Consider the following 24,666-nt stretch of genomic DNA (forward strand, 5'->3'; position numbering starts at 1 on the left):
TCCTCAGCGGGGGATGGAGAGGGAGATGATGCGCCAGCGCCGCTCCGCCAGCAGGATGAGCAGGGCGACGACCGCGACATAGGCGGAGGAGAAGGCGGCCGGCGTCGGGTCGAGGTTCTGGCTGATGTAGTTGAACAGCTCGATCGGCAGCGTCGTCAGCTCGCCGCGCACCAGGAAGACGCTGATCGGGTAGTTGTCGAAGCTGATGAGGAAGGCGAAGAGGAAGCCGCTCACCAGCCCCGGCGCCATCTGCGGCAGTGTCACTGTGCGGAAGACCTGCCAGGGCGAGGCGCCGAGCGAGGCGCCCGCCTCCTCCAGCGAGGGGTTGGAGAGGGTGAGGGCCGCGGCCACCGTCCGCACCGGATAGGCGATGACGAGCACGAGGTGGCCGATGACCAGGCTCCACCAGGTGAAGGCCATGCCGAGCAGGATGAAGAACTGGATCAGCGCGATGCCGATGGCGACGATGGGCAGCGCGATGGGGGAGAGGAGCAGCGAGGTGAGCATCGCCTTGCCCGGCAGCGGGCTGCGTACCAGGGCCAAGGCCGCCGCCGCGCCCATGGCGGTGGCGAGGGCGGCGGTGATCAGGCCGATATAGAGGCTGGTGATCGTCGCGTCCCAGATGCGGTTGATCCGCCCGATATTCTCGAACCAGCGCAGCGAGAGGCTTTGCGGCGGGAATTCGATGAAGATCGAGCCGCCGAAGGCGACGACGCCGGTGAAGACCACGGGAAAGATCAGGAAGGCGAGGCCGAGCCAGGCCAGCACCGCCACCACCGCGCGGAAGCCCCTGGCCTCAGGCATGGTGGCGGAACACCAGGCGGATGATGAGCGTATAGGTGAGCAGGATCGCGAAGGTGACCAGCGTCAGCGCCACGATCATCGCCGCGCCGAAGGGGAAGTTCAGCTGCACCAGGAACTGCTCGGCCGCGACCTGGCTGATCATGGCGGTGGCGGGCGAGCCGAGCATGAGGGGGGTGACGAAGGCGCTCATGCAGATGGCGAAGGTGAGGGTGGTGCCGCCAAAGATGCCCGGCATGGAAAGCGGCAGCACCGTGCCGAACAGCGCGCGCCAGGGCCCGGCGCCGAGCGACTGCGCGGCCTCCACGAAGGAGGGCGGGATGCGGGTGAGCGCGCCATAGATGGGCAGGATCATGAAGGGCAGCGCGTAATGCACCAGCGCCACGATGGTCGCACCTTCGCTATAGACCAGCCGCAGCGGCTCCTCGGTCAGGCCGAGCGCCAGAAGAAGCTGGTTGACCGGCCCCGCATCGGCCAGCGTCACCAGCCAGCCATAGTTGCGCACGATCAGGCTGGAGGCGAGCGAGACGAAGATCGTGATCAGGATCGCCGTGCGCCAGAAGGCCCGGACCTGGAACAGGAACAGCGCGATGGGATAGGCGATGAGCAGCGTCAGCAGCGTCGAGATCGCGGAGATGCGCACCGTCCGCTCCAACGCGCGCCAGGAACGGCCGGAATTCCAGACGCGGTCATACTGGAAGAGGTGCAGCCCTGCGCGCGGGTCCATGTCGCTTGGTGCCGAACGCAGGCTCTCCTCCACCATGAAGCCGAGCGGCACCAGGTAGAAGGCCGCGAGGAACACCAGCGCGGGCGCCAGCAGCAGGAACCCGGTGAGGCGCGGGGAGGCGCCCTGCATCAGCCGAACACGTTGTTCCAGGCATCGGTGAGGCGGCCGCGCTGCTCCGAGAGGAAGCGCCAGTCGGCGTAGAGGATGTTGTCCGGTGGGCCCAGCAGCTCCAGCGTGCGGGGCGAGGGGTTCACATCCTTGTTGGCCGCGCGCGAGTGCAGCACGCTGTCGATCTTGCTCTGGAACTCGCGCGAGAGGCTCATGTTCACGTAGCGCTCGGCCAGTTCCACGTTGCGTGCATTCACCGGCATGTTGAGGCCGACGATCTCGCCATGGATGCCCTCGGTCAGCGGCACGGCGGGCTTGATGGGGGCACCCTGCTCGATGATCGGGTTGATGAAGATGCCGTAGAAGGGCACGAGCGGGATCTGGCCCGATTGCAGCATCTGGATGGCCTGCGGCGCGCCGGTATAGGCGATGGCGCCGTTCTCCTTCAGCCGCGCCAGGTGGCGGATGCCGGCATCCAGGTCCCGCTGCGCCTCGGCGAAGGGCTTGCCGGTGGCGATCTGCGCCGCCGTCGTCACCATGCGCACGCCGCTGTTCCAGGTGATGGGCGGGATGGCGACGCGCCGGCGGGACGACGGATCCCAGAGCTGCGCCCAGGCGGTGGGCTGCGTCGTCTGCGCGCGGGTGTTGTAGTAAAGCGTGTGCACCGCATCGATGACGCCGGCCGAGTAGTTGTCGGCCAGCTTGAAGGCGTCCCGCAGCGAGGCCCAGTTGGGGATGTTGGCCGGGTTGTGCGGGCGCAGCAGGCCCGCTTGCGCCGCGGCGAAGACGCCGGCTTCCGAGAACTGCATGAGGTCCGGCGGGTTGTCGCGCTGGGTGCGCAGCATGGCCAGCATGTTGGCCGTGACCGATTGCTGCACGTTGATGCGGGCGCCCGTCTCCCGCTCGAAGACCGGGTGGAGTTCGTCGATCCAGAGGCGGGCCAGCAGGCCCTGGTTCAGCACCACGGTCAGCGTGCCGCCGGATTGCGCGCGGCTGGTGACCCAGGGGGCGCAAAGCGCGCTGGCGGTGAGAAAGGTCCGGCGGGAGGCGATCATGACGGGCTCCTTCGATGTCCGGACAAGCTGTCGCGGAAGTTACGCGCCCGTCAAGGGAGCAGGGCGCCGCCCGCCGCCCACCACGCCGGGGGCATGGCGCGCGCCGCGGCAGCGGCCCCGGCCGGCGTGGCGAAGATGCCGAAACAGGTGGCACCCGAGCCGCTCATCCGTGCCAGCAGGCAGCCGGGCGCGGCGCGCAGCGCGTCGAGCACCTCGCCGATCACGGGGCAGAGGGAGAGGGCGGGCGCTTCCAGGTCATTGGTCAGGCGCGCAAGCTTGGCCGCCATCGCGGCGGCATCCGCCCAGCAATCCGGCAGCGCGGCGGGCGGCGAGAATCCCCCCTGGCGCGCGCGGAATACGGCGGGTGTCGCCACCGGCACGCGGGGATTGACCAGCAGCAGCCCGCATTCCGGCAGGTCCGGTGCCACGCTGATCACCTCGCCGATGCCTTGCATGCGGGCGGGGCGCGAGGCGACGCAGACCGGGATGTCCGCACCCAGAGGCGCGGCAAGCCGTGCCAGCGCCGCTTCGTCCAATCCGCAACGCCAGAGACGGTTGAGCAGTCGAAGCGCCGCCGCCGCATCGGCCGAGCCGCCGCCGATGCCGGACGCCACCGGCAGATGCTTCTCCAGATGCAGCGCCGCGCCGGCGGTCACGCCCGCCTCCGCCGCCAGCGCGCGGGCGGCGCGCAGCACGAGGTTGTCAGGCTCGGTGGCCAGACTTTCGCCGAAGGGGCCGGCCAGTGTCAGGCTCAACGCCTCAGCCGGGGTGGCGGTGAGGCGGTCGGCGGCCGGCCCGAAGACGGCGAGGCTGTCCAGCAGGTGGTAGCCATCGGCGCGGCGGCCGGTGACGTGCAGGAACAGATTCACCTTGGCCGGGGCGGCCTCCTCCAGCGCGGTCATGTCAGCGCCGCGCGGGCCGTGGCAGGCCGCTGTCGAGCTTCATGCGCAGGCGCTGCGCCTCGGCGGGCTCCGGGTCCATGGTGAGCGCGCGCTGCCATTGGAAGCGCGCCTCGCGCTCGCGCCCGGCGGCCCAGTACACGTCGCCCAGGTGGTCATTGATGGTGGCGTTGCGCGGCTCCAGCTCCACCGCGCGCTCCAGTTGCGCGATGGCGGCCGGGATCTGTCCCATGCGGAACAGCACCCAGCCCAGGCTGTCGGCGATGTTGCCATCCTGCGGGCGCTGCGCGGCGGCCTCTTCCAGCATCGTCTTCGCACGCTCCAGGTTCACGCCCATGTCGGCCCAGGTGTAGGCGAGGTAGTTCAGCACGAAGGGCTGCTCGGGCGAGAGCGCGAGGGCCTGGAGGAAATCCGCCTCGGCGCCCGGCCAGTTGCCCGAACGCTCCCGCGCGATGCCGCGCGCATAGAAGAGCGGCCAGTCGGCCGGGCGGATGGGCTGGCTGCGGGCGATGGCGCCGTCATAGGCGAGCACCGCTTCCGCGAAGCGGCCGCGCCGGCGTTGCAGGTCGCCCAGGCGGGTCAGCGGCTGCGGCACGCCGGGCAGCGCCTCGGCCTGGCGGCGCAGCAGCGCCTCGGCCTCGTCCGAGCGGCCGAGCCGGTCGAGCAGGCCGGCCTGACGCAGCTGGGCGGGGCCGGAGAGCGGATCCCCCTCGGGCACCAGCAGCAGCGTCTCGCGCGCCGCTTCCAGGCGTTCGCCCTCTGCCAGGGTGTCGGCCAGCAGCAGCAGGGCGGGCGCGAAATTCGGGCGCAGGCGGAGGGCCAGGCGCGCCATCAGCGTCGCCATTTCCTCCAGCCCCTGGCCGCGCAGCGCGCTGCCAAGCGCCACATAGGCCTCGGCGATGCCATCCGCCGGGCCCTCGATCGCGCGCTGGGTCAGCACGAGCCGCCGCGCGGGCGGCAGCACGGCCAGGGCCAGCTCGTCATTGGAGCCGGCGATCTGATCGAGCAGCCGCGCGGCCTCGGCCGGGCGGCCGGCGCGCTCCAGGATGCCGGCCGAGAGCATGGCGAGGCGCAGCGTCGGCTCGGGCTGGTCGGCCAAGGCGAGGCGCACGAAGCGCTCGGCCTCGCGCGGGCGGTTGGCGGCATCGGCGATCAGCGCGCCGTGCAGTGCGTTCAGCGCGCGGAAGCGGCCCTGCTCGGCCAGCGGGCGGAGCGTGGCCAGCGCCTGGTCGGTCTGGCCGCGCCCGGCCTGGCTCCAGGCCAGCAGCACGGGCTGCAAGGCCGCGATCGGCCCCTGGCGATGCAGGTTGCGCGCCCGCGCCTCGGCCCCCGCCCAACGCCCGGCCGCGACATCGGCCCCCAGCAACACAAGCTGCGCCGAGGCATTGTCCGGCAGGCGCCGCGCCAGTCGCAGCGCGTCCGGGCGGCCATCCATGAGCGAGGCGATGAAGGCGCGGTGGATCAGGTCCGGCTGGTCAGGGTCGGCGCGCAGCGCGGCGAGCAGGCTGTCGGCGGCCACCTTCGTGTCCAGTTCCTCGCCCGCGAAACGGCCCACCAGGTAATTGCCGAAGACGGTGCCGCTGGCCGCGATCTCGCCCCGGCTCGGCGCCGAGCGCCCGGCACTGTCCACGACATTGGGCCCGCCCGCCGCGCAGGCGGCAAGCAAGGTCAGGCCCAGGAGCATGAGCCGGGGGGACAGGCGTCTCTCGCGCATGCGCTGTATGTAGGCATGCGGGGGGCCTCCGCACCATGGGGCGTGGTCTGTTCCCCACAGTTGTGCGCCACAATGTGGCTTTTCCGCATCGGTCGCCCGCCAGGGGGGCGCTTGAACCCGGCGCCCAGCCGTGCCCTCATCGCGTCCAGGCAAGGCCAAGAAGGAGAGACCGGCATGTTCAACCGCCGTCATGTTCTGGGGGGAGGGGCCGCGCTCGCGCTCTCCGGGGGCAGCGCGCTGGCGCAGGGCCAGACACTCAAGGTCGGCTCCACGCCGACCGGCATCCCCTTCACCTTCCTCGACACCAGCCGCAACACCATCACGGGCTTCATGGTGGAGCTGATCACCGAGATCGGCCGCCGCCAGAGCTTCGCCGTGGATGTGCAGGCCACGCCCTTCGCGGCGCTCATCGCCTCCCTCACCTCCTCGCGCATCGACCTCATTGCGGCCGCGATGCTGGCCACGCCCGCGCGGCGCGAGCAGATCGACTTCTCCGATCCCGTCTACGCCTATGGGGAAGGTGTGGCGGTGCGCGAGGGCGAGCAGCGCCCCTGGCGGACCCTGGCCGACATGCGCGGCGTCTCGGCCGGCGCGCAGATCGGCACCGTCTATATTGAGCCGCTGCGCGCCGCCGGCCTCGATGTCCGCACCTATGACAGCGTGGCGGACATCATGCGCGACGTTTCGCTCGGCCGCATCGCGGCGGGCTTCGGCGATGCGCCCATCGTCTCCTACCAGATCGCGCAGGGCACCTTCCGCGGGGTCCGGCTGCTGCCGGACTATCGCCCCTCCATCGTCGGCAGCATCGCCATCGGCACCCGCAAGGGCGACCCCGTGATGGCGCGGATCAATGCGGGCCTGGCCAGCATGAAGGCCGATGGCGCCTTCACCGCGCTGGTCACCAAGTGGAACCTGCCGCCCTCGGCCGCGTGAGCGGCGCTTGACCTGGTCGGGCTTTCTCAAGGACGGGCAGCAATTCCTGCCCATCCTGCTGCAGGGCGTGTGGGTGACGATCGCCGTCACCCTCTGCGCGCTGCTGCTCTCAACCGCGCTCGGCATCGTCTGGGCCCTGATGCGCACTTCGGGGAAGCGCTGGCTGGAATGGCCGGCGATGATCTTCACCAACACGATCCGCGGCATCCCGATCCTGGTGCAGCTCTTCTACATCTACTTCGTGCTGCCGGAGCTCGGCGTGGACCTCAACGCCTTCCAGGCCGGCGTCATCGGCCTCGGCGTCGCCTACTCCGCCTATATGGGCGAGGTGTTCCGCGCGGGCATCCTCGCCGTGGATGCCGGCACGATCGAGGCGGCGGAAAGCCTGGGGATGAGCCGCGCGCGCATCCTCACGCGCGTGGTGCTGCCGCAGGCGGTGCGCATCGTGCTGCCGCCCTATGGCAACAACCTCATCATGCTGCTGAAGGACAGCTCCCAGGCCAGCGTCATCACCGTGGCCGAGCTCTCGACGCAGGCGCGGCTCATCGCCTCCTCCACCTTCAAGAACCAGGAGGTCTGGACCATGGCGGCGATCCTGTATCTCTGCCTCTCCATTCCGCTCATCATCCTGGTGGCGCGGCTTGAAAAGCGGTTCGGCCGCCGATGATCGAAATCGAGCGCCTGCAGAAATCCTTCGGCACGAACCGGGTGCTGGACGGGATCTCATTGAGCATCCGCCAGGGTCAGGTGGTCTGCATCATCGGCCCCTCGGGCTCGGGCAAGTCCACGCTGCTGCGCTGCGTGAACGGCCTCGAATCCTATGAGGGGGGCGAGGTGCGCGTGCTGGGCCGGCGCGTCGATCGCAACAGCCCCGAGATCCGCGCCACGCGCCAGCAGGTGACGATGGTGTTCCAGCGCTTCAACCTCTTTCCCCACCGCACCGCGCTGGAGAACGTGACCGAGGGCCCGATCTTTGCGGCTGGCGAAGACCGCGCCTCGGCCGAACGCCATGCGCGTGAATTGCTGGCGCGCGTCGGGCTCACGGGCAAGGAGAGCTCCTACCCCTCGCAGCTTTCGGGCGGGCAGCAGCAGCGCGTCGCCATCGCCCGCGCGCTCGCCATGCGGCCCAAGGCCGTGCTCTTCGACGAGCCCACCAGCGCGCTGGACCCCGAGCTGGTGGGCGAGGTTCTGACCGTGATGCGCGACCTCGCGCGCGAGGGCATGACCATGGCCGTCGTGACCCACGAGATGGGCTTCGCGCGCGAGGTGGCGGACCACGTGGTCTTCATGGACAAGGGCCGCGTCGTCGAGGAAGGCCCGCCCGCCGAACTGCTGACCGCGCCGCGCGAGCCGCGCACGCAGGATTTCCTGCGCCGCGTACTGCGCCCCCTGGAGTAGCCCATGCTTCCGCCGAGCCTCTATGCCGAGACCGCCATCCCCGCGATGCCCACGCCGCCGCTCACGCGCGAGACACGCGCGGAAGTCTGCGTCATCGGCGGCGGCTTCACCGGCCTCTCCTGCGCGCTGCATCTCGCGGAAGCCGGTCGGGACGTGATCCTGATCGAGGCGGAGGAGCCCGGCTGGGGTGCCTCGGGCCGCAATGGCGGTCAGGTGAATCCCGGCCTGAAGCCCGACCCGGACCAGGTGATCGCCGATCACGGCGAGGACCTCGGCGGGCGCATGCTGGAGCTCTCCTACGGCGCGCCGGATGCGGTGTTCGAGCTGATCCGCCGCCACCAGATCCAGTGCGAGGCGCGGCAGGAGGGCACGATCCGCGCCGCCATTGACGCCAATAATGCCGAGGCGGTTCGCCGCACCGCCGAGCAATGCGCGAGGCGCGGCTGGCCGGTGGAATATCTGGATGCCGATGCCATCGCGAAGCTCACCGGCACCAGCCGCTATGCGGGCGCGATGCTCGACCGGCGGGGCGGCGATGTGCAGCCGCTTTCCTATGCGCGGGGCCTCGCGCGGGCCGCGATGCAGGCCGGCGCGCGCGTGCATGGTGGAACGCCGGCGACGGCGCTGGCGCAGGCCGGCGACGCATGGCGCGTGACCACGCCAAACGGCAGCGTGACGGCCGCGCATGTGGTGCTCGCCACCAATGGCTACACGGGCGATCTCTGGCCCGGCCTCAGGCAGAGCGTCGTGCCGGTCTTCAGCTCCATCGCCGCGACCGCGCCGCTGGATGAGGCGGTGGCGCGGAAGATCATGCCGCTGCGCGCCTCGCTCTACGACGCTGGGAACATCACCGTCTATTACCGGCTGGACCAGAAGAACCGCCTGCTGATGGGCGGCCGCGGCCCGCAGCGCCCAATCACCGACACGCAGCCCATCCAGTATCTGAAGGACTATGCCGAGCGCCTCTGGCCCGAGATCAGGGGTGTCGCCTGGACGCATGGCTGGAACGGGCAGCTCGCGATGACCAAGGACCACTACCCGCATCTGCACGAACCCGCGCCCAGGCTGCTGGCGGGCCTGGGCTACAATGGCCGCGGCGTGGCGATGGGCACTGCCATGGGCCGCCAATTGGCGCGGCGGATCCTGGGCGAGCGGGTGGACATGCCGGTCACGCCCATCCGCCCCATCGCCTTCCACCGCTTCTGGCGCATCGGCGTGGCGGCCAAGGTGATGGAAGGCCGGCTGCGCGACCGGCTGGGGCTGTGACCGGCCATGCGTGACATGCTGCGCCGCGCGCTTCTCGCCACACCCTTCGCCACGCCCGCTTTCGCGCAATCCTGGTCGCCCACGCGGCCCATCCGCATGATCGTCCCCTTCGTCGCCGGCGGCAGCACGGATGTGGCCGCGCGCATCCTCGCCGAGCCGATGGGCGAGCGGCTGGGCCAGCCCGTCATCGTCGAGAATCGCGGCGGCTCGGGCGGGAATATCGGCGGCGAGATGGTGGCGCGCGCGGCGCCCGACGGGCACACGCTGCTGATGGGCGTGACCGGCCTGCTCAGCACCAACATCCACATCTACCGCAACATGGGCTTCAACCCGGCGCGCGACCTGGCGCCCGTCGGCATGGCCTATACCAGCGACATGGTGATCGTGGTGCCGCCCTCGCTGCCGGTGCGGGATCTCGCGGAATTCGTGGCGCTGGCCAAGGCGCGGCCGGGGCAGCTTTCCTTCGGTTCTTCCGGCCATGGCGCCTCGACCCATACGGCGGCCGAGCTGTTCCGCCTGGCCGCGGGCATTGACCTGCTGCACGTGCCCTATCGCGGCTCGGGCGGCGCGATGGCGGATCTCATGTCGGGCACCATCCAGATGATGCTGGTGCAGATCGCGGCCACGGTCGGCCCGGTGCGTGAGGGGCGGCTGCGCGCCTTGGCCGCCACCGGCCCGCGCCGGCATCCGCTGATGCCTGACGTGCCGACGCTGGCCGAGCAGGGCTACCCCCAGGCCACCGCCACCTCCTGGGGGGCGGTGATGACCACCGCCGGCACGCCGCCCGCCGCCGTGCTCCGTCTCTCGGAGGCGCTCCGCGCGGCCCTCGCCAACCCCGTCGCCATTCAGCGCATGACGGGCGCCGGCGTGGACCCGGAGGTGAGCACGCCGGAGGAGGCGGGCACCTTCATCGCGCGCGAGTCGGAAAAATGGGGCCGCGTGGTGCGCGAGGCGCGCATCACGGTGGAGTAGCCCGGCGGGAAACCGCCATTCCCCGTTTTCTCGCCCAACCCCGGTTTCGGACAAATTCCCTCTCGCCCCCGGCCTGGTCGGCAGGGGGATGGCGCGGGCGGGGGTTTGGGTCACGGTCGAATGATAGGAAAATAATACCAAAAACGGAAGCCGAAACCTTCCCGTCTTTTCCCGCCCGCCCCATTCATGGCATGGAGGGTGCGGGGAATACGCCAGCGCGGCCCGGATCAGGGGGCATGTGCGCTGCGGGTCTTGTTGGTGGATGGCGAGGCCGAGCGCGCGGAAGCGGTGCGCCTGGGCCTGGAGGCGGCGGGTTGTGTCGTGGTGGCGATCGCGCCCGACGTGGCCGACCTGACCGCGCGCGTGCGCGCCAGCCAGGCCGATGTCATCGTCTGCGACCTGGACGACCCCTCGCGCGATGCCCTCGAATCCATGCGCGCCCTGAACCGCGACGAGCCCCGCCCCGTCGTCCTCTTCGCCGAACGCGGCGCGCCCGAGCAGATCGAGGCGGCGCTGGAGGCCGGTGTCGCCGCCTATGTCGTCGAGGGCTTGGCGCCCGCCCGGGTGCGGCCGGTGCTGGAGGTCGCGATCCGCCGCTTCCGCGCGCATGAGGCGCTGCGCGCCCAGTTGGCCGAGGCGCGCGCCACGCTGGAGGAGCGCGACCAGATCGCCGCCGCCAAGCGCCGCCTGATGCGGGATGAGGGCCTCTCGGAGCCCGAGGCGCATCGGCGCCTGCAGCGCATGGCCATGGAGAGGCGACTGAAGCTCGGACCCATGGCAGCGGCCTATTTGAACAAAAAACCAGCAATTCGAATCGAATAGAGGCCGTTTGATTCATTTCGCCTAAATGGCGTGCATTTTTCTGCTTGCGCCCCGCCCGTGCCCCGGATACGAGCCTCCTCACGGGCGGGGTGCAATGGCGCATCCCAGGCAAGCCCGACCCTCCTCCCGGTGGCCCATGACGGTCCGCCCGATGCGTGGATCACCCGCTTGCCCCCGTTCGGCGTCGCCTCCCCCCGCATCCGCCCCGCCGCCCGCGTCATGCGCCTGGGCTTCGTGCCGCTCTTCGACGCCGCGCCCCTGCTGGTGGCGGAGGCGCTGGGCCTTTTCGAGGCGGTCGGCCTGCGTGTGGCGCTCTCGCCCGAGGGCTCCTGGGCCGCGATCCGGGACAAGCTCGCCTTCTCCGCGCTGGACGGCGCGCATCTGCTGGCGCCGATGCCCATCGCGCTGGCCGCCGGGCTTGGCGGCGTCGAAGCGCGGCTTCAGGTGGCCTGCGGCCTCTCGCGCAACGGCAACGGCATCACGCTGTCGAACGAACTGGCGGGGGGCGACCTCGCGGCCAAGCTGAAGGCCCGCCGCGGGCCGGCCACGCTCGCCGTCGTCTTCCCCTTCTCCTCGCACAACTACCTGCTGCGCCGCTGGCTCATGGCGCAGGGCGTGGACCCCGAGCGCCACGTCCGCTTCACCGCCGTGCCGCCGCCCCGCATGGCCGCGCGCCTCGCTGCCGGCGAGATTGATGGTTTCTGCGTCGGTGCGCCCTGGGGGGCGGCGGCCGAGGCGATGGGGGCGGGCCAGGTCGTCGCCGGCACGGCGGAGATCTGGCCCGAGCACCCCGAGAAGCTCTTCGCCTTCAGCACCGAATATCTCTCCACGCATCGCGAGCAGGCGGTGGCGGCCACGGCCGCCGTCATCGCCGCCGCGCGCTGGCTGGACGATCCCGCCAACCGCGTGGAGGCCATCTCCATCATGGCCGGCCGCGCGCTCTGGCAGCTCAGCCCCGCCACCATCGAAAGCGCCTTCGACGCGACGCACCGCATCCGCTTCCGCACCGCCACCCTGCCGCGCCGCGAGGAAGCCGCACTCTGGCTCAGCGCGATGCGCGAGGCCGGGCACATGCCGGAGAGCGTTCCCGATGCCCAGGCCCTGGCCCCCTTCCATGACGGGCTGTGGCGCGACGCCGCCGCCCGCCTGAACGAACCCGAACCCCTCCTGGAGACCCACGCATGAGCCTCTCTCGCCGCAACGCCGTCGCCGGCACCGCCGCCCTCCTCGCCGCCGCGAAAGCCGTGGGCGCCCCGGGCGTGCACGCCCAGGGCAGCACCACGCCGGAGGTGCGCCGGGCCGTCTTCGGCTTCATCGCGCTGACCGACGCCGCGCCGCTCATCATTGCGCGGGAGAAGGGCTTCTTCGCCAAGCATGGCATGCCCGAGGTGGAGGTGAACCGTCAGGCGAGCTGGGGTGCGACGCGTGACAATCTGGTGCTGGGCGGCGGACGCGGCGGCATTGACGGCGCGCATCTGCTCACACCCATGGCCTACCTCATCCACATGGGGCGCATCGTGCAGAACAACCAGCCGGTGCCCATGGCGCTGCTGGCGCGTCTCAACACCAATGGCCAGGCGATCAGCGTCGCCGCCAAGCACATGCAGCTGGGCGCGCGGCTCGATGCCTCGCCGCTGCGCCGTGCGCTGAACAGCGACAGCAAGGTCGCCATGACCTTCCGCGGCGGCACGCATGACATGTTCATCCGCTACTGGCTCGCCGCCGCCGGCATTGATCCGGAGCGCGACGTCTCGACCATCGTCGTGCCCCCGCCGCAAATGGTGGCCAACATGCGCGTCGGCACCATGGATGCCTTCTGCGTGGGCGAGCCCTGGAACGCGCAGCTCGTCACACAGCGCCTGGGCTACACGGCCATCGTGACCGGCGAGTTCTGGAAGGACCATCCGGAGAAGTGCCTGGCGCTCCGCGCCGATTTCGTGCAGCAGAACCCCCGCGCGACAGAGGCGCTGACGGCCGCCGTGATCGAGGCCGCGCGCTGGTGCGACACGCCCGCCAACAAGCAGGAGATGTGCGAGATCCTGGGCCGCCGCGCCTGGTTCAACGTGCCGGTGGCGGACATCATCGGCCGCATGCGCGGCGAGGTGGATTACGGCGATGGCCGCACCACCACGAACCTCGACCTGACGATGAAGTTCTGGCGCGACCACGCCAGCTACCCCTTCCGCAGCCACGACCTCTGGTTCCTCACCGAGAACCAGCGCTGGGGCATCCTGCCTGAAGGGCTGGAGACGGCGCCGCTCATCGCCCAGGTGAACCGCGAGGATATCTGGCGCGCCGCCGCCGCCCGCGCCGGCGTGCCCCATGCCGAGACGCCCAGCGGCACCTCGCGCGGGCGGGAGACCTTCTTCGACGGCAAGGTCTTCGACCCCGAGAACCCGGCGGCCTACCTGGCCTCGCTCTCCATCAAGAAGCTCTCGGCGGCCTGACCCATGAACGCGATCACGCCCCCGCCCGTCACCGCCACCGCGCCGCTCGCCACCCCGGCCGCGGCGCCCGCGCCGAAAGCCTCCGCCCTGATGCGCCGCGCGAGCGAGACGCTGGGGGTGGTGATCCCGCCGCTGCTGGTTGTCGCCGGGCTCTTCCTGCTCTGGGAATGGCTCTGCTCGGGCCCCGGCGCCACGCTGCCGCCGCCCTCGCGCGTCTGGTCCGACGCGCGGGAGCTGATCCTCAACCCGTTCTATGATCGTGGCGGGCTGGACAAGGGCCTCGGCCTGCATCTGGCCGCCAGCCTGCAGCGCGTGGCGCTGGGCTTTGCGCTGGCCGTCGTCGCCGGTGTGGGTCTCGGCATGCTGGTGGGTTCCTCGAAGCTCGCCATGCGCGGGCTCGATCCGATCTTCCAGGTGCTGCGCACCGTCCCCCCGCTGGCCTGGCTGCCGCTCTCGCTTGCCGCCTTCCGCGAGGCGCAGCCTTCCGCGATCTTCGTGATCTTCATCACCGCGGTCTGGCCCATCATCATCAACACGGCGGTGGGTGTGCGGAACGTGCCGGCGGATTACCGCAATGTGGCGCGCGTCATCCGCCTGCGCCCGCATGAGTGGTTCCTGCGCATCGTGGTGCCGGCCGCCGCCCCCTACATCTTCACGGGGCTGCGCATCGGCGTCGGTCTCTCCTGGCTCGCCATCATCGCGGCCGAGATGCTGATCGGCGGTGTCGGCATCGGCTTCTTCATCTGGGATGCGTGGAACAGCTCCAACCTCTCGGACATCATCGTGGCGCTGATCTATGTCGGGCTCGTCGGCTTCGTGCTGGACCGGATCATGGCCTTCGCCGGCCGCGCGGTGACGCGCGGCACCACGGAACAGTGAGGGCCACCGCCATGAACCGCAGCTTCCTCGAAATCTCCCGCCTCTCGGTCCGCTTCGGGCCGACGGCGCCTCTGGTGCTGAACAGCATCGACCTCAAGGTGGAGCAGGGGCAGTACGTCGCCGTGATCGGCCACTCCGGCTGCGGCAAGTCCACCCTGCTGAACGTGGTCGCGGGGCTGCTGCCCGCGACACTGGGCGGTGTGCTGCTGGAAGGCAGCGAGGTGACGGAGCCCGGGCCCGACCGTGCCGTGGTGTTCCAGAACCATTCGCTGCTGCCCTGGCTGACGGTCTACGAGAACGTGAAGCTCGCCGTGGATCGCACGGTGGGGCGCAACATGTCCCGCGCGCAGCGCCATGACTGGACCATGGAGAACCTGGCGCTGGTCCGCATGGAGGCGCATGCGCAGAAGCGGCCGGCCGAGATCTCGGGCGGCATGAAGCAGCGCGTCGGCATCGCCCGCGCACTCGCCATGAAGCCGAAGGTGCTGCTGCTGGACGAGCCCTTCGGCGCGCTGGATGCGCTGACGCGGGCGCATCTGCAGGACCAGGTGATGGCGATCCATGCCCGCCTCGGCACCACCATCATGATGATCACGCATGACGTGGATGAGGCGGTGCTGCTCTCGGACCGTATCGTGATGATGACCAACGGCCCCAATGCCACCATCGGCGAGGTGCTGGATGTGGACCTGCCCCGCCCGCGCGACCGCCTGGCGCTCGCCTCCGAGCCGCGCTTCCTGGCGGCGCGGGAGGCGGTGCTGCGCTTCCTGCACGAGCGCCACGCGCTGCCGGCCGCGGCGTGAGCGATCGGGTTCTGGTCATCGGCGCGGGCCCGGCCGGCACGCGCTGCGCGGTGCGCGCGGCGGAGGCGGGCGCGCGCGTGACGCTCTGCGGCGCGGAGGCCGCGCTGCCCTATGACCGTGTGGCACTCTCCACCCTGCTGGCGGGCGAGACGACGCTGCCCGCGCTGATCACGCAGGACCTGGCCAGTCTGCAGGCCCTGGGCATCGCCTTCCGCCCCTCCACGCCCGTTGTCGCGCTGGACCGCGCGGCGGGTGAGGCGGTGACGGCGCGCGGCGAGCGCATCGCCTATGACCGCGTGGTGATCGCGACGGGCTCGCGCGCCATCCGGCTGGATGTGCCCGGCACCAACCTGCCCGGCGTGCTGACCTACCGCACGCTGGACGATGTGCGCGCCATGCTGCGCGCGGCGCGTGGTGGTGGCTCGGCCGTGGTGGTGGGGGGCGGGCTGCTCGGCCTGGAAGCCGCGGCGGGCCTTGCCCAGCGCGGCATGAAGGTCACGGTGCTGCACCCTGTCGAATGGCCGATGGAACGTCAGCTCGATGCCGGCGCCGGCGGCCTGCTCACGCGTCGCATGGGCCAGCGCGGAATCCGCTTCGCCATGCCCGCGCAGCTCGCCGCCATCGAGGGCGAGGAGCGCGTGACCGGCGTTGTGCTGGCCGATGGACAGCGCATCGCGGCCAGCATCGTCATCATGGCCGTCGGTATCCGGCCTGACACGGCGCTCGCCGCCGCCGCGGGCCTGACCACTGGCCGCGGTATCCAGGTGGACGCGGCCATGCGCAGCAGCGACCCCGCCATCCTCGCGATCGGCGAATGCGCGGAGCTGGAGGGCCGCACCATCGGCCTCGTCGCGCCCGCGCTGGAACAGGCCGAGACAGCCGCCGCGACGCTCGCCGGCCAGCCTGCGCGCTACGCACCGCGCGCCGATGCGGCGGCGCTCAAGGTTTCCGGCACCGCCGTCTGGTCCGCCGGTGAGATCGCGGGGGAGGGCGTGACCCTGCGCGACGAGGAGGAGGATCACTATCGCCGGCTCTTCCTGCGCGAGGACCGGCTGGTGGGCGCCGTGCTCTATGGCGATGTCAGCGACAGCGGCTTCTACCTGAACCTCATCGCTTCCGGCCGGCGCATCGGGCGGCACGCCGCCGCCCTGGCGCTCGGCCCTGCCTATGCCCAGGAGCTCGCGTGATGCTGGCCGCCCATTCATGCCTCCGCGCGCCGCGCACGCCCCAGCGATCGGAGGCGATGTGATGGAAGGCCCCGGCTTTTCGCCCGAGCAGCAGAACTATCTCAAGGGCTTCATGGCCGGCGTGGAAGCTCGACGTGGCGCGCTGGCCCCGGCGGGTGGCGGCACCGCGCCCGCCGATGCGCTGCGCGCGGCCCAGGACGCCACCATCGCGCGTGGGGGAAAACTCGTCCCGCAGGAGGAAGCCAAGCGCGACAAGCATCCGCTCGACCGCTGGAGCGAAATCACCGCCCGCGCCGAGGCCGGGCAATTCCCGAAGCCGATTGATGATTTCATCGGCCGCTTCCACGGCCTGTTCTTCGTGGGCCCCGCGCAGGATGCCTTCATGTGCCGCCTGCGCATCCCGGGCGGCATCCTCACCGCGCATCAGGCGCGCGAGGTGGCCGCCATCGCCGAGGAATGCGGCGGCGGCTTCATCGACATCACCACCCGCGCCAACCTGCAGATCCGCCTGATCCCGGCCGCCAAGGGCGCGGAGGTGGTGATGCGCCTCGGCGAGATCGGCCTGCTGCCGCGCGGCACCGGGGCGGACAATATCCGCAACATCACGGCCTCCCCCACCGTGGGCATCGATCCGCGCGAATGGGTGGATACGCGGCCGATCGTGCGCGCGCTGCACCACCACATCCTGAACACGCGGGACCTCTTCGGCCTGCCGCGGAAGTTCAACATCAGCCTCGATGGCGGCGGCTCCATCGCCGTGCTGGAGGAGACGAACGACATCGCGCTCAGCGTGGTCCGGGTGAATGGCGAATACCGTTTCCGCCTTGGCCTGGGCGGCATTACCGGCCACCAGGACCTGGCGACACCTTCCGACGTCGCGGTGCTGCCGGGCGAGGTGGTGAAGCTGTGCGACGCGATCCTGCGGGTCTTCATCGCCCATGGCGACCGCACTGATCGCAAGAAGGCGCGCCTCAAATACCTGCTCGATGCCTGGGGCCATGCGCGCTTCCTGAGCGAGGTCGAGGCGGTGCTGGGCGCGCCCCTGCCGCGCTTCGACGTGGCGGCGATGGAGCGCCCGCCCGCGCCGGATCGCCTCGCGCATGTGGGCCGTCATCCGCAGCGGCAGGAGGGGCGGCATTGGCTCGGCGTGGTGGTGCCGGCCGCGCGGCTCTCCGCCGAGCAGCTGCGCGGCCTGGCCGGCGTGACCGATCGCTTCGGCAATGGCGAATTGCGCCTGACCGTCTGGCAGAACCTGCTCATCCCGCATGTGGCCGATGTGGCGGGCGCGCAGGCCGCGCTTGCGGAACTCGGTCTCTGTACGGAAGCGAACGCCATCCGCGCCGGCCTCGTCGCCTGCACGGGCTCTGCCGGGTGCAAATTCGCCGCCGCGGACACCAAGCGCAACGGGATCGAGATCGCGTCCTTCCTCGAGGAACGCATCACGCTGGACGCGCCGCTGAACATCCATCTCACCGGCTGTCACCATTCCTGCGCGCAGCATTTCATCGCCGATATCGGCCTGCTCGGTGCCAAGGTGGAGCAGGCTGACGATGTGTTGCCGGGCTACGACATCCATCTCGGTGGTGGCGCCGCGCGGGAGGCGCGGATCGGCCGCCTCATCCGCCCCAAGGTCCAGGCCGAACATGTGGCGCCGCTGCTGTTGAACATTCTTCGGCACTGGCAGCAGGAGCGGCAGCAGGGCGAGAGCTTCCGTGATTTCTGCGCCCGCCACGCCGATGCCGAGTTGAACGGAATGCTGGAAGCATGAACGTCATCGCCCGAAATTTCGGCCCCGCCCCCGTGCCGCTCATCCCCGAATCCGCGCCTTTCACGGCCGAGCAGCGCGCCTGGCTGAACGGCTTTCTCGCCGGCCTCTATGGCGGCGCCGAGCAGCCGGACCTCTCCGCCGCGCCGCCGCCGCCCGCCGAGGACTTCCCCTGGCATGACCCGGCGCTGGAACTCGACGAACGCCTGGCGCTCGCCGAGGGCCGCAGCCTGCCGCGCCGGCTGATGGCGGCCATGGCGCAGCTCGATTGCGGGCAATGCGGCTATCTCTGCCAGACCTATGCCGAAGCCCTGGCCGAAGGGCGCGAGACCTCCACCGCGCTCTGCCAGCCCGGCGGCAAGGTGACGCGCGATGCGGTGAAGCGCCTCATGGCCGACGTGAAGGTGGCGGCCGCCGCCGCCCCCGCCGCCGTGAAGCCGCGTGGCGAGACGGCGCGGCTCCTCGCCTCCGAGCGGCTGACCGGCGAGGGCAGCGGCAAGGATGTGCGCCGCATCGTGGTCGACCTCAGCGGCACCTCGGTGACCTATGAACCGGGCGACTCGCTCGGGGTCGTCGTCCGCAACGATCCGGAGCTGGTCGAGGCCTGCCTCGCGCGGCTCAACGCCACGGGCGACGACACCCTGCGCGAAGCCTTCTCCGCCGAGCGCGACATCGCCCGCCCGCTGGACCGCACGCTCGATCTGCTGGCCGGCGCGGCGCGCGACCCGCGCGAGGCCGCTGCCCTGCGCCGCCTGGCCGATGGCGAGGAGGGTGTGGAACCAGCCGATGCCGATCTGCTCGACCTGCTGGAGGCCTTCCCCTCGGCCTGCCCGCCCGTGGCGGATCTCGTGGCCTCGCTGCCGACGCTGAAGCCCCGGCTCTATTCCATCGCCTCCTCGCCACGCGCCACACCGGGGCGGGTCGAGCTTTGCGTCGGCGTGGTGCGCGATGCGCGGCGCGGACGCATGCGGGATGGCGTCGCCTCCTGCCACCTCGCCTTTCGCGCGGAAGCCTTGCCGGTCTACACGCAGCCCAGCCATTTCCGCCTGCCCGATCGCGCCGAGACGCCCGTGATCATGGTCGGCCCCGGCACCGGCATCGCGCCCTTCCGCGCCTTCCTGCAGGAGCGCGCGGCGCTCGGCCTCAAGGGCCGCACCTGGCTCTTCTTCGGCGACCGGCATGCGGCCACCGATTTCCTCTTCGCCGAGGAACTCGCGGCCTGGCGCAAGGACGGCACGCTGCAACGCCTGTCCCTCGCCTGGTCGCGTGACGGCAAGGCGAAGGACTACGTGCAGCACCGCATGCTGGAGGATGCGCCCGATCTCTGGCGCTGGCTTCAGGATGGCGCGCATTTCTATGTCTGCGGGGATGCCGGCCGCATGGCGAAGGATGTGGACGCGGCCCTGCGGGAGGTGGCGATGCGCGAGGGTGCCATGGGCCCCGACCAGGCGCGCGACTGGATCGTGGCTCTGGCCAGGCAGGGCCGCTACCAGCGGGACGTGTATTGATGCCGCCGGGCCGATTCATGCTCCGCAGCTTCGCCGCTCCGCGATCGGACCGATGATGGACGGCTCCCTGCCGCCCACGACTCGCACCACCTGCCCCTATTGCGGCGTGGGCTGCGGCGTGCTGGCCGCTCCCGGCAGCGCCGTCCGCGGCGATCCCGCGCATCCCGCCAACCAGGGGCGCCTGTGCAGCAAGGGCGCCGCGCTGGGTGAGACGACCGGCCTGGAAGGCCGCCTTCTCCATCCGATGGTGGACGGCAAGCGCGCAAGCTGGGACGCGGCGTTGGACGCGGCCGCCGAGGGCTTCCGCCGCGCCCTCGCCGAGCACGGGCCGGAGGGCGTGGCCCTCTACGTCTCCGGCCAATTGCTGACGGAGGACTATTACGCCGCCAACAAGCTCACGAAAGGCTTCCTCGGCACGGGCAATATCGACAGCAATTCCCGCCTCTGCATGGCGAGTGCCGTCGCCGGCCACAGGCGGGCCTTCGGCGAGGATCTGGTGCCGGGCGTCTATGCCGACCTGGAGCAGGCGGATCTCGTCATCCTCGTCGGCAGCAATCTCGCCTGGTGCCACCCGGTGCTGCATCAGCGCATCCTTGCCGCCAAGGCGGTCCGACCGATGATGCGCCTCGTCGTGGTGGACCCGCGCCGCACCGCGAGCTGCGAGGCGGCCGATCTGCATCTGGCGCTGCGCCCGGGCAGCGATGTCGCGCTCTTCGCCGGGCTGCTCGTCCATCTCGGCCGCGCCGGCTTCCCCATCCCCGACGGCCTGCGGCAGGCGCTGGACGTGCCCGCACTCACTGGCCTTGATCCCGCCCAGATCGCGGCCTTCCACCAATGGTTCACCAGCACGGAGCGCGTGGTGACGCTCTGGAGCCAGGGCACCAACCAGTCGAGCAGCGGCACCGACAAGGCGAACGCCATCATCAACTGCCACCTTGCCACGGGCCGCATCGGCCGCCCCGGCATGGGACCCTTCAGCGTCACCGGCCAACCCAATGCGATGGGCGGGCGCGAGGTGGGGGCCTTGGCCAATATGCTGGCCGGCCATCTCGACGCCGATCAGCCGGAGGAGGTGGCCGCGCTGCGCGCTTTCTGGCAGGCGCCGAACCTCGCGACGAAGCCCGGCCTGAAGGCGGTGGAGCTGTTCCGCGCGGCGGAGGCGGGGCGCATCGGCGCCATGTGGGTGATGGCGACGAATCCCGCCGTCTCGCTGCCGGATTCCGCGCAGGTGCGCCGCGCGCTGGCGCGCATCCCCACGCTCATCCTCTCTGACTGCCATGCGGGCAGCGACACGGCGGCACACGCTCGGATCCTGCTGCCCGCGCTGGGCTGGGGCGAGAAGGACGGCACCGTCACCAACAGCGAGCGCGTGATCAGCCGCCAGCGCGGGTTCCTGCCCGCACCCGGCGAGGCGCGGCCTGATTGGTGGATCATCGCGCAGGTGGCCTCGCGCCTCGGTTGGGGCGAGCACTTCGCCTGGCCGAACGCCGCCGCCATCTTCCGCGAGCATGCGGCGGTCACGGAACTCGCCCGCCCCGCGCCGCGCGTCTTCGATCTGGGCGGCCTCGCCGACCTCAGCGATGCCGAATACGAGGCCCTGCCGCCCACGCAATGGCCGGTGCCCCGGCATGGCCCGCGCGGTGGGCGCATCACGCCGCCCGTGCAGCGGCTGATTCCCACGCCCTTCCGCCCGCCGGCGCATGAGGGCCGGATGATCCTGCTCACCGGCCGCCTGCGCGACCAATGGCACACCATGACCCGCACCGGCCGCGTGCCGCGCCTGATGCAGCACGCCCATGAGCCCGTGCTCACGCTGAACCCGGCCGACGCCGCGGACCTCACCGAGGGCGGCCTTGTGCGCGTGACGAGCGCATGGGGCGAGGCGGTGCTGCGCCTCGCGCTTGATGCCGCAACACCGCGCGGCGCCTGCTTCGCGCCCATGCACTGGACGGACCAGCTTGCCCCACGCGCGCGCATCAACGCGGCGGTGACGCCCGCCACGGACCCTGTCAGCGGTCAGCCCGAGCTGAAGCATACGCCCGTCACGCTGGCCCCTTTCGCGGCCAGCTGGCACGGCTTCATCCTTGCCCGCCGCTCCCTGGGCGCGCAGCTTGCCGACTGGTGCGCCATCGCGCCCGCCGCCGAGGGCATGATGCGCCACGAACTCGCCGGCAGCGATGCGGCACCCTTCGGGCGTCTCGTCGAAGCCCTTGGCGAAGGCCCGGCCACCATCGCCCTCCATGCCGAAGCGACAGGGGAGCACCGTGCCGCCTGGCTGCGTGACGGGCAGCTCATCGCGGTCGTCTTCCTGGGGGCCGACCATGCCCTGCCGCCGCGTGAGTGGCTCATCACCCTCTTCGCCGAGGCGCGCATCGGCAGCGCAGCCCGCCACGCGCTGCTGGCGGGCATGCTGCCGGATGGCCCGGCGCCATCACCCACGCTCTGCGCCTGCCATGGCGTGAGTGCGGCCACCATCCGCGCCGCGATCGAGGCCGGGGCAGGGGATGTGGCCGCCATCGGCGCGGCCACCTGCGCCGGCACGGGTTGCGGCAGCTGCAAGCCGGAGCTTGCCGCGCTGCTGGCGATGGCGCCGGCCTGATGCGCCACTTCCCCGCCTTCCTCGATCTGCAAGGCCGCAGCGTGCTGCTGCTCGGCACGGGTGAGGCGCTGGAGGCCAAGGCCGCGCTGCTGCGCGCCGCCGGGGCCGAGCTGCGCGAGGCGCCACGCTTCGATGCGGCGCTGCTCGAAGGCTGCGCCATGGCTGTTGCGGCCGGCGCGCCGGAGGAGGATCTGGCTGCGCTGCACACCGCCTGCACGGCCCGCGGCATCCCGGTGAACGTGGTGGACCGGCCGGAATTCTGCTCCTTCATCACGCCCGCCATCATCACGCGGGACGGCATCACCATCGGCGTCTCCACCGGCGGCGCCGCACCCGTGCTGGCGCGGCTGATCCGCCAGAAGATCGAGGCGGTGCTGCCGCCGCTGCTCGGCCGCGTCGCGGCGCTGGGGGCGAGGTTCCAGGCGGCTGTCCGCGCGCGCCTGCCGAGCCTGCCCGCGCGCCGCGCCTTCCTGGAGCGCGCCCTGACCGGCACGCCGGCCGACCTCGCGCTCGCCGGCCGCCAGGCCGAGGCCGAGGCCGCCTTCGCACGCCTGTTGGACCATGCCGAAGCTGCGCCGCGCGGCTTCGTGCAACTCGTCGGTGCCGGGCCGGGCGCCGCCGATCTGCTGACGCTGCGCGCCCTGCGCGCGTTGGGCGAGGCCGATGTCATCGTGCATGACCGCCTGGTAAGCGCGGAGGTGCTGGACCTCGCGCGGCGCGATGCGCGGCGCATCTTCGTGGGCAAGAAGCGCGCGCTGCATTGCGTCCCGCAGGAGGGAATCAACACGCTGCTCATCGAGCTCGCGCGGGAGGGGCACCGCGTGGTGCGCCTCAAGGGCGGCGATCCCTTCATCTTTGGCCGCGGCGGCGAGGAAGCCGAGGCGCTCGCCGAGGCCGGCATTCCCTTCGAGGTGGTCCCCGGCGTCACCGCCGCACTCGGCTGCGCCGCCCAGGCCGGCATCCCGCTGACGCATCGCGATGCCGCGCGCATGCTCACCTTCGTCACCGGCCACACGCGCGAGGGGCGGCTCGATCTGGACTTCGCCGCGCTCGCCCGGCCCGGGCAGACGCTCGCCATCTATATGGGCCTCACCACGCTGCCCCAGTTGCGTGAGGGCCTGGCGCGGGAGGGCTTCGACATGAATACCCCCGCCGCCCTGATCGAGCGCGGCGGCTCACCCCGGCAGCGCGAATTGCGTGGCACGCTGACCGAGATCGCGGCCTTCGCCCCCGGCTGGGCCGGCGATGGGCCCGTGCTGCTGCTGCTGGGCGAGGCGGTGGCGCATGGCGCGCTTCCGGCCCGCACCGAAGCCGCCTTCGCCTGAGCGCGCGCTTGCGCTAGAACCCGGCCATCGCCGGAGGAAACATCATGCAGCGCCGTCTCCTGATCGCCAGCATCCTGGCCACCCCCGCCATCGCGCGCGGCCAGACCCAGCCGCTGCGCCTGATCGTCCCCGCCCCGCCCGGCGGCAGCACGGATATCCTGGCCCGCATCCTGGTCGAGCGCGCCGGCGCCACGCTGGGCCAGCCGGTGGTGGTTGATAATCGTGGCGGGGCGGGCGGCATCATCGGCACGGAAGCGGCGGCGCGCGCGGCGGCGGATGGCAACAGCATCATCCTCGGCCACAACCAGACGCATGCCTCCAACCAATGGATGGCGCGCAACCTGCCCTACAACGTGATCGAGAGCTTCACGCCCGTGGCGCGGCTGGCCACCGTGCATCACGCGACGGTGGTGCCGGCCAATTCATCCGCGCGGAACATGGCGGGGCTGATCGAGATGGGCCGCGGCGGCCGGCGCGTTTCCTACGCCTCCTCCCAGGCGGGCTCGGCCAGCCATGTGATCGCGGAGACCTTCGTGCGGCGCTCGGGCATGGATGCGGTGCATGTGCCCTATCGCGGCGGCGGCCCCGCCACGCAGGACACGGTGGCGGGTGTCGTGGATTTCTACGTCTCCACCTGGCCCGGCGTGGTCGCGCTGGTGCGCGAGGGGCGCCTGCGCGCGCTCTCCATCGGCGCGGCGCAGCGCGTGCCGGGCTTCCCCGACCTGCCGACGACGGCCGAGGCCGGCGTGCCCTTCATGGCGGTGGATGCCTGGTTCGGCCTCTTCGCCCCGCGCGGGGTGGATGCGGCGCGGGTGACGCGCCTCTCGGAGGCCTTCCTGGGCGCCCTCGCCCAGCCCGAGACGGCCGAGCGCGCGACGCAGGCCGGGCTGAACGCGGCACCGATGGGCCCGGCGGATTTCGCCGCGTTCCAGCAGGCGGAGGTGCGCCGCTGGCAGGAGATGGCGACGCTGACCGGGATCATGATGGAGAGCTGAGATGGCGGCGCCCCTCATCGCGCCCTCGGCCGATGACGCGCTGCTGATCGAGTTCTACCGGCGCCACTGGCTGGAGATGGGCGTGGGCCCCGCCGAGACGCGCGCGGATTGGCGGGAGCTGGCGCTGGCCTTCCTCACCGAGGCGCGGCAGGCGGGTGGCTTCGCGGGCTTCGTCGTCCGGCGTGACGGAATCGCCCTCGGCAGCGCCTGCGCCCGCCCCATGCCCGCCGCCTATCCGGCCTTCCGCGACGTGGATGCCGTTCGCGTCGGCTATATCTGGGGCCTCTATGTGGAGCCAGCGGAGCGCGGGCAGGGCTTGGGCCGGCGCCTCGTTGAGGCCTGCCTCGCACATCTGGCGGCGCAAGGCTGCGGCCGCGCGCTGCTGCATGCCGGGCCGCGCTCCTTGCCGCTCTATGCCCGCCTCGGCTTCAGCGAGACCGGCGAGATGGCGCTGAAGCTCTGA

22 protein-coding genes are annotated in these 24,666 nt (G+C 71.4%); 17 read left to right on the forward strand and 5 right to left on the reverse strand.

Features of this window, described 5'->3' with window-relative positions; all coding sequences use genetic code 11:
- Positions 1 to 3: 3 nt before the first annotated feature.
- The 5 genes from ACQ860_RS18365 to ACQ860_RS18385 are packed head-to-tail and all read right to left on the reverse strand — an operon-like array spanning position 4 to position 5,304.
- Positions 4 to 804 (reverse strand): ABC transporter permease, encoded by an 801-nt coding sequence (locus ACQ860_RS18365; RefSeq protein WP_431304782.1) that lies wholly within the window; start codon positions 802 to 804, stop codon positions 4 to 6.
- The gene (locus ACQ860_RS18370) at positions 797 to 1,657 is read right to left on the reverse strand and encodes an ABC transporter permease (protein ID WP_431304783.1); all 861 of its coding nucleotides are present in this window, start codon (positions 1,655 to 1,657) and stop codon (positions 797 to 799) included. Before ACQ860_RS18370 ends, ACQ860_RS18365 begins: the two co-directional genes overlap by 8 nt.
- Positions 1,657 to 2,691 carry an extracellular solute-binding protein gene (locus ACQ860_RS18375; protein WP_431304784.1) on the reverse strand — a complete coding sequence of 345 codons (1,035 nt, stop codon included), beginning with the start codon at positions 2,689 to 2,691 and terminating at the stop codon, positions 1,657 to 1,659. Before ACQ860_RS18375 ends, ACQ860_RS18370 begins: the two co-directional genes overlap by 1 nt.
- 50 nt (positions 2,692 to 2,741) lie before the next feature.
- Entirely contained in the window at positions 2,742 to 3,593 is an 852-nt protein-coding gene (locus ACQ860_RS18380; RefSeq protein ID WP_431304785.1) for a 4-(cytidine 5'-diphospho)-2-C-methyl-D-erythritol kinase, read from the reverse strand.
- Position 3,594: 1 nt separating this feature from the next.
- Positions 3,595 to 5,304: a tetratricopeptide repeat protein gene (locus tag ACQ860_RS18385; protein WP_431304786.1), complete on the reverse strand. Its 1,710-nt coding sequence runs from the start codon at positions 5,302 to 5,304 to the stop codon at positions 3,595 to 3,597.
- A 174-nt stretch (positions 5,305 to 5,478) separates the two neighbouring features.
- Here ACQ860_RS18385 and ACQ860_RS18390 point away from each other — a divergent pair, with 174 nt between their 5' ends.
- The 17 genes from ACQ860_RS18390 to ACQ860_RS18470 all read left to right on the forward strand — a co-directional run bounded on the left by ACQ860_RS18390 (position 5,479) and on the right by ACQ860_RS18470 (position 24,666).
- Positions 5,479 to 6,237 carry an ABC transporter substrate-binding protein gene (locus ACQ860_RS18390; protein ID WP_431304787.1) on the forward strand — a complete coding sequence of 253 codons (759 nt, stop codon included), beginning with the start codon at positions 5,479 to 5,481 and terminating at the stop codon, positions 6,235 to 6,237.
- Positions 6,238 to 6,244: 7 nt separating this feature from the next.
- On the forward strand, positions 6,245 to 6,904 hold the full coding sequence (locus ACQ860_RS18395; protein WP_431304788.1) for an amino acid ABC transporter permease: 660 nt from the start codon (positions 6,245 to 6,247) through the stop codon (positions 6,902 to 6,904).
- On the forward strand, positions 6,901 to 7,635 hold the full coding sequence (locus tag ACQ860_RS18400; RefSeq protein WP_431304789.1) for an amino acid ABC transporter ATP-binding protein: 735 nt from the start codon (positions 6,901 to 6,903) through the stop codon (positions 7,633 to 7,635). The genes ACQ860_RS18395 and ACQ860_RS18400 overlap by 4 nt, the downstream gene beginning before the upstream one ends.
- Before the next feature lie 3 nt (positions 7,636 to 7,638).
- The gene (locus ACQ860_RS18405; protein ID WP_431304790.1) at positions 7,639 to 8,901 is read left to right on the forward strand and encodes an NAD(P)/FAD-dependent oxidoreductase; all 1,263 of its coding nucleotides are present in this window, start codon (positions 7,639 to 7,641) and stop codon (positions 8,899 to 8,901) included.
- A 6-nt stretch (positions 8,902 to 8,907) separates the two neighbouring features.
- The gene (locus ACQ860_RS18410; protein ID WP_431304791.1) at positions 8,908 to 9,873 is read left to right on the forward strand and encodes a Bug family tripartite tricarboxylate transporter substrate binding protein; all 966 of its coding nucleotides are present in this window, start codon (positions 8,908 to 8,910) and stop codon (positions 9,871 to 9,873) included.
- 258 nt (positions 9,874 to 10,131) lie between these two features.
- A complete protein-coding gene (locus tag ACQ860_RS18415) occupies positions 10,132 to 10,695 on the forward strand; it encodes an ANTAR domain-containing response regulator (protein ID WP_431305779.1) in 564 nt (187 codons plus the stop codon).
- Between the two features lie 168 nt (positions 10,696 to 10,863).
- A complete protein-coding gene (locus ACQ860_RS18420) occupies positions 10,864 to 11,880 on the forward strand; it encodes a CmpA/NrtA family ABC transporter substrate-binding protein (protein WP_431304792.1) in 1,017 nt (338 codons plus the stop codon).
- Entirely contained in the window at positions 11,877 to 13,142 is a 1,266-nt protein-coding gene (locus ACQ860_RS18425; RefSeq protein ID WP_431304793.1) for a CmpA/NrtA family ABC transporter substrate-binding protein, read from the forward strand. The genes ACQ860_RS18420 and ACQ860_RS18425 overlap by 4 nt, the downstream gene beginning before the upstream one ends.
- Before the next feature lie 3 nt (positions 13,143 to 13,145).
- Entirely contained in the window at positions 13,146 to 14,021 is an 876-nt protein-coding gene (ntrB, locus tag ACQ860_RS18430) for a nitrate ABC transporter permease (protein ID WP_431304794.1), read from the forward strand.
- Between the two features lie 11 nt (positions 14,022 to 14,032).
- Positions 14,033 to 14,824 (forward strand): ABC transporter ATP-binding protein, encoded by a 792-nt coding sequence (locus tag ACQ860_RS18435; protein WP_431304795.1) that lies wholly within the window; start codon positions 14,033 to 14,035, stop codon positions 14,822 to 14,824.
- Positions 14,821 to 16,011 (forward strand): NAD(P)/FAD-dependent oxidoreductase, encoded by a 1,191-nt coding sequence (locus ACQ860_RS18440; RefSeq protein WP_431304796.1) that lies wholly within the window; start codon positions 14,821 to 14,823, stop codon positions 16,009 to 16,011. The genes ACQ860_RS18435 and ACQ860_RS18440 overlap by 4 nt, the downstream gene beginning before the upstream one ends.
- Before the next feature lie 61 nt (positions 16,012 to 16,072).
- Positions 16,073 to 17,779 carry a NirA family protein gene (locus ACQ860_RS18445; protein WP_431304797.1) on the forward strand — a complete coding sequence of 569 codons (1,707 nt, stop codon included), beginning with the start codon at positions 16,073 to 16,075 and terminating at the stop codon, positions 17,777 to 17,779.
- A complete protein-coding gene (locus ACQ860_RS18450) occupies positions 17,776 to 19,284 on the forward strand; it encodes a sulfite reductase subunit alpha (RefSeq protein ID WP_431304798.1) in 1,509 nt (502 codons plus the stop codon). The genes ACQ860_RS18445 and ACQ860_RS18450 overlap by 4 nt, the downstream gene beginning before the upstream one ends.
- A 52-nt stretch (positions 19,285 to 19,336) precedes the next feature.
- Positions 19,337 to 21,883, forward strand: a complete 2,547-nt coding sequence (locus tag ACQ860_RS18455) for a molybdopterin-dependent oxidoreductase (protein ID WP_431304799.1) — start codon at positions 19,337 to 19,339, stop codon at positions 21,881 to 21,883.
- Positions 21,883 to 23,208, forward strand: coding sequence for a siroheme synthase CysG (gene cysG, locus ACQ860_RS18460; RefSeq protein WP_431304800.1), 1,326 nt, complete (start codon positions 21,883 to 21,885; stop codon positions 23,206 to 23,208). Before ACQ860_RS18455 ends, cysG begins: the two co-directional genes overlap by 1 nt.
- A gap of 44 nt (positions 23,209 to 23,252) precedes the next feature.
- On the forward strand, positions 23,253 to 24,203 hold the full coding sequence (locus ACQ860_RS18465; protein WP_431304801.1) for a Bug family tripartite tricarboxylate transporter substrate binding protein: 951 nt from the start codon (positions 23,253 to 23,255) through the stop codon (positions 24,201 to 24,203).
- 1 nt (position 24,204) lies between these two features.
- A complete protein-coding gene (locus ACQ860_RS18470) occupies positions 24,205 to 24,666 on the forward strand; it encodes a GNAT family N-acetyltransferase (RefSeq protein WP_431304802.1) in 462 nt (153 codons plus the stop codon).

This window comes from Sediminicoccus sp. BL-A-41-H5 (assembly GCF_050632405.1).
In the GTDB taxonomy this organism is placed as follows: Bacteria; Pseudomonadota; Alphaproteobacteria; order Acetobacterales; family Acetobacteraceae; genus Roseococcus.